Here is a 14,306-nt window from a genome sequence, read left to right on the forward strand (position 1 = left end):
TCATTGACTGCCTACCCGATCTCTGGTTGATTAAATTACATCCATGTAACAAATCAGTAGCAATTTTGATTATTCAATAATAACAACTCAAGCAGCTTCCTCGTGAAGCTTTGGTCAATATTCGAGCGAAGGAATGGTTATGATAGAGTTCATCGAGCCAGAAGTGGATGAAAATTCCGTTGTCTCCTTGCAGAAGGTAACAGCTGAAAACTTTTCGGAAATCTGTTTGCTGAGCCATACACTCAGTGAAGCACAACGTAGCATGGTGGCAGATAATGCCTATTCCATGGTTGAGGCACAATTCTCTGACTGTGCTTGGTACCGAGGCATTTATGCGGATGATATCCCTGTAGGATTCATTATGCTGCATTCCGGGCTAGATGATGATGAGCTTGAATACGATGGCATTATGCTATGGCGATTTATGATAGCCGAGCCCTACCAAAAATTAGGATTTGGGCGTGAAGCATTAATTCAAGTGATCCGTTACTTGAAAAAGAAAGGTTACCCACGGCTGTATAATAGTTGTGGTGAAGGGGAAGAGAGCCCATTTGAGTTTTACCAAAAACTCGGCTTTATTCCAACTGGCGGTTATATCGATGACGAGTGTGAATTAGTGCTGGATCTTGCTAACTGGCAGGATGAGTAACCGAACTATCACCTATAACAATCAGTTGTAATTTCACGACTGATTGGTAGCTTTAATACGCTAAATAGTTTGTGCTGTCGCAAGGCGGCAAATGCGTTAGACCCTAGGAGCATACACAAGTATGTGACTAGGGCTAAACGCATGAAGCCAACACCGCGACAGTGCAAAATATGACGCGTATTTGTTATTTCTGAATTAAATAACGAATAGTCGGCCCATCCTGCTGAATATCCAACACTTTATAACCATAATTTTTTGCATCTAAAGGGATATTATTGATGGATTGAGGGCAATCGCTCACCACTTCTAATATCTCTCCAGGTTTTAACGATGGCATAGCTTCTAACGTCGCAACCGCTGGGTACGGGCAAGGTTCGCCCACCATATCTAATCGATAATCTGGTACTATTTCTTTATGGCTCATGCGGCCTCCATGGATGTATTCGCCAGTTTTTGGGCACGTTTACGGAAGAAATATTTTTCCCATACCAGCATCAAAATAAATGCAATAGCTAATAAAACATATGTGACGAGCAAGCCACCTTGCGGACCAAATGTCTCGAGCAAGTTCACTTTGTCAAAGTCTGTAGCTAACCATGGGCCTAAATCATCCCAGTAATACGCAAGGATAGTCGCACCGATAATATTACCGAAACCAACCCACCAGTAATGAACTTGACCTTCAACGGCACGGTACATCCAACCAGTTTCACAGCCACCAGCTAAGACAATACCAAATCCGAACAGTAACCCACCAATCACAGCATTTGGGCCTGCCCACATAATCTTAGGTGTCGCGCCCAATTGCACATAACTGAAAATACCAATCGCACTGACCGCCATACCAATGATAATCGCTTTCGCCATATGAGTACGACCCGTGATCCATAAATCACGAAACGCTGAAGTAAAACAAATTTGGGCGCGTTCAATCAGTAAACCAAAACCAATCCCACATAAGATAGCAAAGCCCATTACTGGTGCATCCAGTAATGTATAAAAGCCCCACGCAAGCGCGACAGCAAAGATAGCCATGCCTAACTTAAAGCGTTTTTTAGCTGTATTCGGATTTTGAGTTAATGGCGATGCTGTTGAGACTTTTTTCAATTTTACCGCGATACGGAACATCGGCAGCAGGGTGAATTTGGCACCAAAGTAGGAGCCGACGGCAGTCGCTACAGCAAAGAACCAAGCGTGTAACGAGAATTGAGGGATACCCGTAAAGAATGCGGCTAAGTTACATCCCATGGCGAGACGAGCGCCAAATCCAGCTATAATCCCGCCGAGGATGGCTTGAAAAATTCGAACCCGATGCTGCGGCATACGAATTTTCACATTATTTGCCCAAAGTGCTGCGGCAAAACAGCCAGCAAACATACCGATAATCATCACACCATCAATTCTATCTAATGGTGATCCTTGAAAACCAATAACTTTGAAATAGCCCCACTCTTCTGGATGCGCACCAAATAGCTGCATAATATGCCCACCCCAGCGGGTAAACTCACCGGTTACAGCCCAAAAAGTGCCCGTTAAACCAAAATAATAAGTCGATAAGATACCTGCCGCAATCACCGCAGGTAACGGTTTCCAAAAACCGATGAGATAGTGAGATTTAAACTCAGACCAAGTCATTTTTACTTCCAGAATGATTCAAGCCAGCACCTGGCAAAGAATTTCGCCGTTGTATGATGTGTTGCTACATGATGTATTGCTACATGATATATAGCTAAATGCCCCACAGCGAAGAGGTGCACATCATACTCTGATACTTTTTATCATTAAATAATAAATTATGAATATTCTCAGAAAGATTGATTTAACCACAGGCTTCATCACACAGCATGTGGCCTATTCTTTACATAAATTCTGATGGTACAGTTGATGATTAAAAGATAAATAAACATACAAAAAAAACGCCATCGTAATGATGGCGCATGGAAGTATAGTCTTATCTTATTTATAGAGGAGTATAATATGAAATATTTTTATTACATCATTTTGCTGTGTGTCGTCTAAAGTCAGCCCATTTGACTTCAGTAATAACATCCGAACTTACATCTAACAACTAAACATCGTACACTCGAGTATGATTGATTATATTTATTTTTAATATAAAGCCTAATCAAGTATCAACTAGTACTTTATTTATTCCCTAGCATTAGTAAATTGAAAAATAAAAAACTCGAGATGAAAAGTTATTAAAAAGTATTTCTAAATGTTATTGGCTGCATTATAGCGCTCATGAAATGTTGCGCAAGTGTTTTTTTATTTTATTTAAGGATTATTGATGAATGGTAAAAAATGCATTAAATAACAATAAATTAGACTTGAAATTACCAATAAAAGCATCAGTTTGGTATTTATAACAGTAATTACATATTTATATTTCATTATTCAAGTACATTTAAAATAATTTTATTAATAACACTTATATTAATAAAATTACCTAGCTTATTTACTCGCTTTTTTTATCATTTCAATTAGAGTTAAATGTATTAATAATTTTTATTATTCTCTCTTTTTGTCTGAACTTCATCTAACAGCTTAACTCTGCTGTTATTTTGAACGATGATATCACCTTTATTCATGATTATTCTAATAATCAGCAAGTTCCATAGTAACCCACACCAAATACTCCAAAAAGGATACCCTCAATTGGAGTATTCAATGAAATTACTCTGTATGTGAATAATCCCGTACAATATGGATGGTTTATTTTCAATTAACCTTATCAAGCCTTTTTTAAAAGTGATTTTATGTGAGCAGAATTTAAAATTACTCTAACTTAAATAAAATCAGAAGAAATTCCGAATAAAATTAAACCTTTTGTTTGTGAAACTATAAAGAGAGAGCATTTTTTTAGCAAAAATGTTGCAAGAATATGCAAAAGATATGATGGATGAAAATTGATAGGCATAAAAAAATGCGTTTTATCTCAAAGCATCAACGTGAAAATATCACCCGCGATACAGAGATAAAACGCATTATTACGTAAAACAACTTAGCTATTTAGCGTTAGCTGCTGTTGCTTCCATACCGACTAAACCAATCTTGAGATACCCCGATTGACGCAACGCATTCATTACATCCATCATCGTTTCATAATCCACACTTTTGTCCGCTTGGAAGAAAATTGTGGTTTCTTTATTGGTGTTTGTCGCTTGATCAAGAGTTGAACCTAATTGTTCTTTACTGACCGCTTGCTCGCCGATGAATAGCTGACTATCTGATTTCACAGTTAAGAATACTGGCTTTTCTGGTCGAGGCTGAGGCTTCGCAGTGGAAGCAGGTAAGTCGACTTTAATATCAACGGTAGCCAATGGCGCTGCAACCATAAAGATAATCAGCAGAACCAACATAACATCGATAAACGGTGTTACGTTGATCTCATGCATTTCACCGCTATCGTCTTGTTCGTCACCTAAACGCATTGCCATAATAATTACCTTGCTTTGCTGTTTGCCAGATCGAGGTCACGCCCCAGTAACAACGCTGCTTGTGCAGCAACATCACCCACTTGACCACGATAGTTGTTGATCATACGAGCAAAAATATTATAGATAACCACCGCAGGAATCGCGGCGATAAGACCGATTGCTGTTGCCAGCAACGCTTCGGCGATCCCTGGAGCAACAACCGCTAAGTTTGTGGTTTGTGAGTGAGCAATACCAATGAAGCTGTTCATGATCCCCCACACGGTACCGAATAGACCGACAAATGGAGAAATCGCACCAATTGTTGCTAAATAACCATTTCCACGTCCCATATAACGGCTGATTGCTGCAACCGCTCTTTCTAAGCGGAAACCTGTGCGGTCTTTAATACCAGCAAGATCTTGGCTGTTTGCCGAAAGCGCCCTTTCTGTTGTCGCTTCAGCTAATAACATGCGCGTAATACTACCCGCTTTAAACCCTTCCGCGATGGATACCGCTTCATCAAGAGATTTTACTTCTGCAATTGCTTTTGCTTCATCTTTTAAACGACGACGTGCAATTAAAATCTCACTTCCTTTGGATAAGAATAGCGCCCATGTAATCACAGATGCGAGTAACAGACCAATCATCACCGTTTTTACAACAACATCTGCGTTTTGGTACATACCCCAAACCGATAAATCCTGATCAAAACCGCCACCGTGAGCTTCAGTCGCAATCTCAACATTTTCAGTCACTACCGTATTTGTCACGACAGATTCCGGTGTTGCTGCTGGAGTTGTCGTTGCAGGAGTCGCAGTCACTTCCGTTGTGGAAGGTGTATTTGCAGGAGCTGCTGTTGAACCTTGGTTAGCTACTGGTGTAGTAGGTGTGACAGCGGGTGTTGTTTCTGCGGATGCCGTGCCCATTAAGCCGATCGCCAATAGAATAGAAGCTGTTAATTTACGCATCAGTTGGCCTTTACTCTCTTATTTTGTGTTGTATAAAAAAATTTATATCGATGATTGTGCCATTCATCGACTAACCATTAAAAGCGAAATTTGATTCACGCATTCATCTCTTTTCGTCAAGATGTCAGATAATATCAAACACACCACGAATTGATAGTAATTATCATTAGTATTCGCAATTTTTTGTCGCTCATCAATATTACCCTCATAATGTGATTGCAAGACAACACGATTTACGACTTGATAATGAAGAAAATTCAGCTAACCACTTTTGTTCTTGCTCTGGTAGACCAAAATCATTTAACGTCAGGTGATAACTTAGCCAATCATTTGATTTTCTATCGGTAAATAAGGGATAGCTCAATGGCAAACATAAAACCAGAAACCCAGCTCGTGCATCTTGGTAGAAACCCTAAATTCACTCAAAAAGGGGTAAACCCTGTCATTCAGCGCACCTCTTCCGTGATTTTTGATTCGGTAGAAGATAAAAAGCACGCGGTACGCAATCGTGCGAATGGCGTATTAATGTATGGTCGCCGAGGCACACAGACCCATTTTGCTTTCCAAGAAGCGATGACCGAATTGGAGTGTGGGGCTGGTTGTGTTCTTTATCCTTCAGGTGCCGCTGCAATCACTAATGCCATTATGTCGTTTATTAGCGCGGGGGATCATATTCTGGTCACAGGGTCTGCCTATGATCCGACACAAAACTTCTGCGACAAAATTCTCACTAATTTGAATGTTGAAACGAATTATTTCGACCCATTGATTGGTGCCAAAATTGCCGATTTAATTCGTCCAAATACGAAAATTGTCTTTTTGGAATCACCCGGTTCTATCACCATGGAAGTGCACGACCTGCCCACTATCGTAAAAGCCATTCGCCAAAAATCCCCAGAAATCATTATCATGATCGATAATACATGGGCTGCGGGAGTCTTACTTAAACCTCTTTTATTTGATGTGGATGTCTCTATTCAATCCGCGACAAAATACATTAATGGCCATTCGGATGGCATGTTAGGGGTCGCTGTTGCCAACCAACGCTGCATCGAAACCCTGCGAGAAAACTCCTATTTATTGGGGCAAACCGCCGATCCTGATACCGTTTACATGGCAGGTAGAGGACTTCACACCCTACCAACCCGCCTCAAACAGCATGAAGCAAACAGTTTAACCGTCGCAAACTGGTTAGCGGAGCACCCCGCTGTGGCACGTGTTTTTCACCCTGCACTTCCAAGCCACCCTGGGCATGAATTTTTTAAACGCGACTTTAGTGGCTGCAACGGTTTGTTTTCATTTCAATTAAATTCGCGGTTATCCCCTAAACAGTTCAGTGATTTTCTTGACCACTTTAGCCATTTTAAAATGGGGTATTCATGGGGCGGGTTTGAATCGCTGATTCTTGGTTATCAAACCGAAGATTTACTCAGTATGCGCCAATACGATTATCAACCTGATAATGGGTCATTTTTCCGTCTACATGTCGGTTTAGAGCATCCGCAAGATCTCATTGATGATTTACAACGCGCCTTCACTCGTATTTAAGCGCCAACATTTCTTCCTTACTATTAGGCAGTTAATCACTGCCTTTTAGATAATTACCCAAACAAATCAAACTAGGCTGAAATTTTTCCTGTAATATAGAGCCCAATAATTCGCTTTATGCAGATACAGGAACGATTATGGAAGTCATACGCGAAATCGTACTGGCACTTTGGCACCACGATTTTATGAAGCTCGCCAACCCAGAAGTTCTCTGGGTCATTTACACCGTACTCTTTGTGGTGATTGTATTAGAAAATGGCGTGCTCCCTGCCGCATTTTTACCCGGTGATACCCTTTTACTACTTTCTGGCGCACTGATTGCCAAGGGTGTTTTGCACTTTGTCCCCACAATCTTGCTGCTGGCGACGGCTGCGAGTTTAGGCTGCTGGCTTGGATTTGTTCAAGGGCGTTGGTTAAGCGAAACGAAGATAGTTAAACGCTGGCTTTCTCAACTCCCTGAGGAATATCATAAAAAAGCCAATGATATGTTTAACCGCCAAGGTTTATATGCATTATTAATCGGACGCTTTCTGGCATTCGTAAGAACACTACTGCCATTGTTAGCGGGATTATCCGATTTAAGCCATCGCCGTTTCCAGTTATTCAACTGGCTTAGCGGGTTATTGTGGGTCGGTATTATTGTGACTTTGGGCTATGCCGTTAACCAAATTCCTTTCGTTAAAGAGCATGAACAAGTCGTGATCACCGCACTGATGATCATCCCTGTTGTACTGTTGGTCAGTGGTTTGATTGGTTCCATTATTGTTTACTGGAAACACCGTAAAGCCTTAAAAGGCAGTAAAGAAAGCTAATTTTCTCTCAAAGCTAACGCGACCAATACACATTTACGTGCTTGGTCGCTGCGGCAAAATCGACATCTAACCTCTCAATATGCGCCCATTTCATCCCCATAAATAATAAAAAAAGCGCTTAATTACCTTGGAGTCACCATGCATAACACAGCTATGCCTATAGATGAGCGTACGCTCAATGTTCACCTTGTAAACTCATTTACTCGAAATAACACAGGCGGAAACCCTGCCGGAGTCGTACTCAATCCCCCGAAACTCAGTGATGCACAAAAAATTGCGATTGCTCGCCAAGTGGGATTTTCCGAAACGGCATTTGTCTATACCGGAGAAAGTGCGGGTGAAGAAACAGATTTTAAAGTGGATTTTTTCACCCCTGAAAGTGAAGTCGACTTTTGTGGGCACGCGACATTGGCTGTCTTTTTTACCCTATTTTCACTGAACCAGTTGAGCGCTGGTACCTACTCCCAAAAAACCAAAGCAGGTATTTTAAATGTTACGGTCAGTGCTGATGGGGTAATTATGCAACAAACTCTTCCCGTTAGCCGCCAAGGGCCTGATGTAAATGTCGTCGCCGCAGCATTAGGTATCCCAACTGAGACAATCACGGAAACAGGCTTACCCATTGAAATTATCTCCACTGGATTACCTGATATTTTAGTCCCCGTGCAACCCAATCAATTAGATAATTTAAAACCTAATTATGATGCTATCGCACAGCTGAGCCGTGAATTTGATTCGATTGGTTTCCATGTTTTTGAGTTAAGCCAGTCATCTTCTTTTACTGCTCATTGCCGAAATTTTGCTCCGCTCTACGGAATTAATGAAGAGTCTGCAACTGGTAGCTCGAGCGGTGCTCTTGGTTGTTATCTGGTGAAACATGTCTTCCCCACAGAGAACCATTTTCTGTTAGAGCAAGGGCAGGCAATGGGATGCTCCTCGCAAATTCAAGTAGAAATTTCTCATCAAGATCAGGCTATCAGCCGAGTTTGTGTGGGTGGACAAGCCGCAACAATGGGTATCCAAAACGTCCATTTTTAGCCTACTAGCGGCTAAAACAAAAAAGTCGCGGCATATTCTGTCGCGACTTTGATATCAGGAATGCTTAGCCAATAAGTAACTAATGGCAGAAAATAGATACTGCCCAATTTCTGGCGTCATCCAAGTTCCTTGAGAAATCACCGGATCTTCACGATAAATCGTGCGAATTTTTTCCTGTAATACGAGGTCGCCCCCAGTAAACTGGTTAAACATGGTTAACCACATCCCCGCCAACTTCTGCACATTCGGCGAATCTGGAGTATCTCCCGCTTTCAATGCATTATAAATTCCTGAAATAAATTCAGGCCACACTTTGCCAGATTCAAAATAATGTTGGCTAACAAAAGTAAATTGCTCTGCGGTTAAATGGGGTTTAAAACGCGATAATTGATACTCACTAAAGCCCCGAGCTACAAAGTCAATCATCGCTTCAGTGATCCCCGTCGAGAACATTAGCTCATTGTCGGTTAAGTGAATTTGATTTAAACGTGCAAAGAAATCAGGGTTTCCGCCCGTATCTCTTTCCAAGGCCGTCATCCACTCAACAGCGACAGCTTGTACTGTGGCCGATTTCGGTGATTTACCTTTTTCCATTAACGATTTTACTGTGGCGACCCGCTGCTGCCACTCTTGATTTTTCAATGTATTCGCCGTGTATAACGGCAATTGCTCAAGCTCTTGAGGGGTAAAATATTTATCAAACATCGACATCATCTCCAATAAGGAAAACCAATCAGCCTGAGTGGGGTTATCTCCCTGTTGCATTTGCTGCTGTAACCGCTCGAGACGTGAACGCAGTTTTTCAATCTGCTTCATCTGCTCGGTTAACAGACTAATACGCTCTTGCAGCAAAAGAGAGATATCGCCACTGTGACCATTAAGTAACTCACCGATGTCTTTCAGTTTGACTCCCACCTGACGCAGCATCTGAATTTGCGTCAAACGTTCAATACATTGCATATTATAGAGTCGATAACCTGCATCGGTTCTGGCAGTCGGCAGTAATAAACCAATCTCTTCATAATGGTGAAGGGTACGAATAGTTAATCCTGTTTTCTCTGCGATCTCACCCACTTGAAATAGCATCTGCGCCTCCTGTCCTGAAATGCAGGTTAGTGCCTCACGTTACGTGAGGGTCAATCACTATTGTGCACTATTTTTCATTTATTTTAATTTATTCCATTTTTCGCTAACCATAAAAAAACCCCAGAGGCGATAACACCACTGGGGTTAATAATCATCGAATCAATGATTATTTAATTAATGCGTGCATCTCTTGTACAGAAATCACTTTATCCGTTGGGTCTGCACTCAGAGATAACGCCGTCGCAAAGCCACCGTTGAGGGTTGTATCATAGTGAACTTTGTAACGCAGTGCGCTGCCGCGAATGAGTTTTGAATCTTCAATTGCTTGGCGACCGGCCGTGGTATTCACGATGTAGTTATACTCACCATTCTTAATACGGTCTTGAATGTGTGGACGACCTTCATGCACTTTGTTAACTAAGCGAGGGTTGATGCCCGCTTCACCCAGTACAATCGCCGTTCCATGAGTCGCGTCTAACTCAAAACCGTGTTTCAGCAGTTTCGCCGCTAAATCAACAACTTTGGTTTTATCCCCTTCACGAACAGACAGCAGTGCACGACCGGATTTCTTCATGGTTGAGTTGCTGCCTAACATCGCTTTAGCAAATGCTTCAGCAAATGTGCGGCCAACACCCATCACTTCACCCGTTGAGCGCATTTCTGGCCCGAGGATTGGGTCAACACCTTGGAACTTGTTGAATGGCAGAACCACTTCTTTGACTGAGTAGTAAGGTGGAATGACTTCTTCAGTCACGCCTTGCTGAGTCAGTGTTTGACCCGCCATAACGCGCGCGGCCACTTTCGCTAAAGGCACACCCGTTGCTTTAGAAACGAATGGGACAGTTCGTGCTGCACGCGGGTTTACTTCAATCAGGTAAACTTCGTTGTTCTTCACCGCAAACTGGACGTTCATCAGACCGCGAACACGCAATTCGAATGCGAGGCTACGCACTTGTTCACGCATCACATCCTGAATTTCTTGGCTTAATGTATAAGCTGGCAGTGAACATGCTGAGTCACCGGAGTGAACACCCGCCTGTTCGATGTGCTCCATAATTCCGCCAATCAGCACCATTTCGCCGTCGCAGATAGCATCCACGTCCACTTCAATCGCATCATCAAGGAAGCGGTCTAACAGCACTGGCGCATCGTTAGAGACGCTCACCGCCGTTTGGAAGTAGCGGCGCAGGTCAACTTCGTCATAGACGATTTCCATCGCACGACCGCCCAGTACATAAGATGGACGAACCACCAGCGGATAGCCGATACCCGCTGCTTTTTCAACAGCTTGTTCGATAGTTGCAACAGTAGCGTTTTGTGGCTGTTTCAGGTTTAAGCGGTTAACCGCTTGTTGGAAACGCTCACGGTCTTCTGCACGGTCAATCGCATCTGGGCTAGTACCAATAACCGGCACACCCGCAGCTTCTAATGCACGCGCTAATTTCAGTGGTGTTTGACCACCGTACTGAACAATCACCCCTTTCGGCTGTTCGATGCGGACGATTTCTAACACATCTTCCAGTGTCACTGGTTCGAAATAGAGGCGGTCAGACGTGTCGTAGTCTGTTGAAACCGTTTCTGGGTTACAGTTGACCATGATGGTTTCATAACCATCTTCACGCAGTGCTAATGAAGCGTGTACGCAGCAGTAGTCGAATTCGATACCTTGTCCGATACGGTTTGGACCGCCACCTAATACCATGATTTTTGGCTTGTCGTTGTTCGGATTAGATTCGCATTCGTCTTCATAAGTGGAGTACATATATGCGGTATCGGTAGCAAACTCTGCCGCACAGGTATCTACACGCTTATAAACTGGATGTAAATCATAGCCTTGACGTAACTTACGTAATTCAGCTTCAGACACACCCACTAAACTTGCCAGACGTGCATCCGCAAAACCTTTGCGCTTCAGTTGGCGTAAGAAATCTTTAGTCAGACCGTTGATACCTAACTCTGCCACTTCGTTTTCTAAGCGCACCAGCTCTTCAATTTGCACTAAGAACCAGCGGTCGATATTGGTCAGGTTGAAGATACCATCGATAGATAAGCCTGCGCGGAATGCATCAGCGATGTACCAAATACGGTCAGAGCCAGCATCTTTCAGCTCACGGCGAATGCGAGTTAACGATTCTGGGTCGTCCTGGCTCACTTTCGGGTCGAAGCCAGTTGCGCCCACCTCCAGTCCACGCAGCGCTTTTTGCATAGATTCTTGGAATGTGCGACCGATAGCCATCACTTCACCCACGGATTTCATTTGGGTGGTCAGACGGTCATTGCTGCCTGCGAATTTTTCGAAGTTAAAGCGAGGAATTTTGGTTACAACGTAGTCGATAGACGGTTCAAATGACGCAGGAGTACGACCGCCTGTGATGTCATTCATCAGCTCATCGAGAGTGTAACCGACCGCTAATTTTGCAGCGATTTTAGCAATTGGGAAGCCTGTTGCTTTTGACGCGAGTGCGGATGAACGAGAAACACGCGGGTTCATCTCGATAACAATTAAGCGACCATCTTTCGGGTTAACGGCGAACTGAACGTTAGAACCACCAGTTTCAACACCGATTTCACGCAGTACTGCCATCGAGGCATCGCGCATGATTTGGTATTCTTTATCTGTCAGTGTTTGCGCAGGCGCGACGGTGATGGAGTCACCAGTGTGAATGCCCATTGCGTCGAAGTTTTCAATGGAGCAGACGATGATGCAGTTATCTTTCTTATCGCGTACCACTTCCATTTCGTACTCTTTCCAACCAATTAACGACTCATCGATTAACAGTTCGTTAGTTGGGGATAAATCTAAACCGCGAGTACAGATTTCTTCAAATTCTTCACGGTTATACGCGATACCACCACCGGAACCACCCATGGTGAAAGATGGACGAATGATACACGGGAAACCAACATCATCAGCGACGGCGTTAGCTTCTTCCATTGTGTGTGCAATACCTGAACGCGCTGTGCCTAAACCGATTTTTTTCATCGCTTTATCAAAGCGCTGGCGGTCTTCTGCTTTATCAATCGCGTCCGCAGTCGCACCAATCATGGTCACACCAAATTCAGCCAGTACACCTTGGCGTTCAAGCTCAAGAGCACAGTTCAGCGCAGTTTGTCCACCCATGGTTGGTAATACTGCATCTGGGCGCTCTTTTTCAATAATTTTACGTACCACTTCCCAGTGAATTGGCTCGATGTAAGTTGCATCCGCCATTTCTGGGTCAGTCATGATAGTCGCTGGGTTCGAGTTCACCAGAATAACGCGGTAGCCTTCTTCTCTCAGAGCTTTACACGCTTGCGCACCTGAATAGTCAAACTCACACGCTTGGCCGATAACAATCGGGCCCGCACCGAGGATCAGAATGCTTTTAATATCTGTACGTTTTGCCATTTTCTTGCTCCCGATTATTTTGCGTTTGAACGTGGTGTGTTTTGACGGTATTCGTTGATTAAATCAATGAAGTGGTCAAAAAGACCTGCGGCATCATGAGGACCAGAACTGGCTTCTGGGTGACCTTGGAAACTGAATGCCGGTTTATCTGTGCGATGGATGCCTTGTAAGGTGCAATCAAACAGCGATTTGTGTGTCACACGCAATGTGTCGGGTAGTGTGGATTCATCAACCGCAAAACCGTGGTTTTGAGCCGTGATCATCACCACGTCTTTGTCTAAATCTTTAACTGGGTGGTTAGCACCGTGGTGACCAAACTTCATCTTCACGGTATTCGCGCCGCTTGCTAATGCTAGCAATTGGTGACCTAAGCAGATGCCAAATACTGGGATTTCAGTTTTTAAGAATTCTTGGATAGCGTTGATAGCGTAGTCACAAGGGGCTGGGTCGCCAGGGCCGTTTGATAAGAAAATCCCATCTGGGTTCATCGCTAACACCGTTTCTGCTGGCGTTGTTGCTGGAACTACGGTTAAGCGGCATCCACGGTCAACTAACATACGCAGAATATTGCGCTTTGCACCAAAATCGTAAGCAACGACGTGTAATGGCAGCTCATCTTCTTTACTTGCAGCAGGTTGCCCTTCTTCTAAGTTCCAAGAGCGTTGAGTCCAGCTATAAATCTCTTTGGTGCAAACTTCTTTTGCTAAATCTAAACCATTTAAACCTGAGAAGCTGCGTGCTTTTTCTAAAGCCAGCGCCGCATCTGGGTTATCCCCTGCGATGATACAACCGTTTTGTGCGCCTTTTTCTCTTAACAGGCGGGTTAATTTGCGCGTGTCGATATCGGCGATAGCCACCACATTGTGGCGTTTCAGATATTCAGACAAGCCTTCCTGACCACGAAAGTTACTGTAGATTAATGGTAAGTCGCGAATGATAAGGCCTTGAGCGTGTACGTTAGGAGATTCTTCGTCATCAGCATTAGTGCCGACATTACCAATATGGGGATAAGTGAGAGTAACAATTTGGCGGGAATAGGAAGGGTCAGTAATTATTTCTTGATATCCGGTCATTGAAGTATTGAAAACGACTTCTCCAATAGCGGCCCCTTCAGCACCAATGGCACGCCCGTGGAATTGGGTTCCGTCTTCCAGAACCAATATAGCTGACTTTATCAAAACATCCTCCGGAGAATAATCAATCATATTTTTTGCATATTAATTCAGATTTTGCGATCTAAATCAATGCCAAAATGAGTTTTTAAGCAAATTTTTGGCAAATTGCGCGCATTCTAATGATGGGATAGAGTCTTGTCTAGAAAAAAATGCATTTTTTTCACTTTTAGCTTACTTTTTTGCATTCTTACCTATTTTTTCTATAGAAGGCTAATGAAATAAC

9 protein-coding genes and 2 pseudogenes are annotated in these 14,306 nt (G+C 43.2%); 4 read left to right on the forward strand and 7 right to left on the reverse strand.

The annotated features are described in order from the left end of the window. Positions 1 to 139: 139 nt before the first annotated feature. On the forward strand, positions 140 to 649 hold the full coding sequence (locus GKR74_RS04930) for a GNAT family N-acetyltransferase (protein WP_154602759.1): 510 nt from the start codon (positions 140 to 142) through the stop codon (positions 647 to 649). Positions 650 to 833: 184 nt separating this feature from the next. Here the strand turns inward: GKR74_RS04930 and yedF are convergent, their stop codons facing one another. From yedF to exbB, 4 genes and pseudogenes are all read right to left on the reverse strand, one after another. After that, positions 834 to 1,073, reverse strand: coding sequence for a sulfurtransferase-like selenium metabolism protein YedF (gene yedF / locus GKR74_RS04935; protein ID WP_006657165.1), 240 nt, complete (start codon positions 1,071 to 1,073; stop codon positions 834 to 836). Then, positions 1,055 to 2,284: pseudogene (gene yedE / locus GKR74_RS04940) on the reverse strand (selenium metabolism membrane protein YedE/FdhT). Before yedE ends, yedF begins: the two are co-directional and overlap by 19 nt. A 1,373-nt stretch (positions 2,285 to 3,657) precedes the next feature. Further along, the gene (gene exbD, locus GKR74_RS04945; RefSeq protein ID WP_036950331.1) at positions 3,658 to 4,089 is read right to left on the reverse strand and encodes a TonB system transport protein ExbD; all 432 of its coding nucleotides are present in this window, start codon (positions 4,087 to 4,089) and stop codon (positions 3,658 to 3,660) included. A 5-nt stretch (positions 4,090 to 4,094) separates the two neighbouring features. Then, the gene (gene exbB / locus GKR74_RS04950; protein ID WP_154602761.1) at positions 4,095 to 5,036 is read right to left on the reverse strand and encodes a tonB-system energizer ExbB; all 942 of its coding nucleotides are present in this window, start codon (positions 5,034 to 5,036) and stop codon (positions 4,095 to 4,097) included. 363 nt (positions 5,037 to 5,399) lie between these two features. On the opposite strand from exbB, the gene metC reads away from it, so the two are divergent. The 3 genes from metC (at position 5,400) to GKR74_RS04965 (ending at position 8,434) form a co-directional block, all read left to right on the forward strand. Beyond that, positions 5,400 to 6,584 (forward strand): cystathionine beta-lyase, encoded by a 1,185-nt coding sequence (gene metC, locus GKR74_RS04955; RefSeq protein WP_154602762.1) that lies wholly within the window; start codon positions 5,400 to 5,402, stop codon positions 6,582 to 6,584. 137 nt (positions 6,585 to 6,721) lie between these two features. Further along, positions 6,722 to 7,396, forward strand: coding sequence for a DedA family protein (locus tag GKR74_RS04960; RefSeq protein WP_154602763.1), 675 nt, complete (start codon positions 6,722 to 6,724; stop codon positions 7,394 to 7,396). A gap of 138 nt (positions 7,397 to 7,534) precedes the next feature. Next, positions 7,535 to 8,434, forward strand: coding sequence for a PhzF family phenazine biosynthesis protein (locus tag GKR74_RS04965; RefSeq protein WP_154602764.1), 900 nt, complete (start codon positions 7,535 to 7,537; stop codon positions 8,432 to 8,434). Between the two features lie 459 nt (positions 8,435 to 8,893). Here the strand turns inward: GKR74_RS04965 and GKR74_RS18150 are convergent. The 3 genes and pseudogenes from GKR74_RS18150 to carA all read right to left on the reverse strand — a co-directional run. Continuing rightward, a pseudogene (locus tag GKR74_RS18150) lies at positions 8,894 to 9,520 on the reverse strand (MerR family transcriptional regulator); the annotation flags it as partial. A gap of 166 nt (positions 9,521 to 9,686) precedes the next feature. After that, on the reverse strand, positions 9,687 to 12,908 hold the full coding sequence (gene carB, locus GKR74_RS04975; RefSeq protein WP_108479232.1) for a carbamoyl-phosphate synthase large subunit: 3,222 nt from the start codon (positions 12,906 to 12,908) through the stop codon (positions 9,687 to 9,689). 14 nt (positions 12,909 to 12,922) lie between these two features. Further along, positions 12,923 to 14,086, reverse strand: a complete 1,164-nt coding sequence (carA, locus tag GKR74_RS04980) for a glutamine-hydrolyzing carbamoyl-phosphate synthase small subunit (RefSeq protein ID WP_154602766.1) — start codon at positions 14,084 to 14,086, stop codon at positions 12,923 to 12,925. Between the last annotated feature and the right edge of the window lie 220 nt (positions 14,087 to 14,306).

Origin of the sequence: Providencia sp. wls1914, from assembly GCF_009706645.1 — a bacterium.
GTDB classification, from domain to species: Bacteria; Pseudomonadota; Gammaproteobacteria; order Enterobacterales; family Enterobacteriaceae; genus Providencia; species Providencia zhijiangensis.

Coding starts and splice junctions, on each gene's coding strand:
- GKR74_RS04960 (WP_154602763.1), top strand. CDS start 6,722: ATGGAAGTCATACGCGAAATCGTACTGGCACTTTGGCACCACGATTTT.
- GKR74_RS04965 (WP_154602764.1), top strand. CDS start 7,535: ATGCATAACACAGCTATGCCTATAGATGAGCGTACGCTCAATGTTCAC.
- exbB (WP_154602761.1), bottom strand. CDS start 5,036: ATGCGTAAATTAACAGCTTCTATTCTATTGGCGATCGGCTTAATGGGC.
- yedF (WP_006657165.1), bottom strand. CDS start 1,073: ATGAGCCATAAAGAAATAGTACCAGATTATCGATTAGATATGGTGGGC.
- GKR74_RS04930 (WP_154602759.1), top strand. CDS start 140: ATGATAGAGTTCATCGAGCCAGAAGTGGATGAAAATTCCGTTGTCTCC.
- metC (WP_154602762.1), top strand. CDS start 5,400: ATGGCAAACATAAAACCAGAAACCCAGCTCGTGCATCTTGGTAGAAAC.
- exbD (WP_036950331.1), bottom strand. CDS start 4,089: ATGGCAATGCGTTTAGGTGACGAACAAGACGATAGCGGTGAAATGCAT.
- carB (WP_108479232.1), bottom strand. CDS start 12,908: ATGGCAAAACGTACAGATATTAAAAGCATTCTGATCCTCGGTGCGGGC.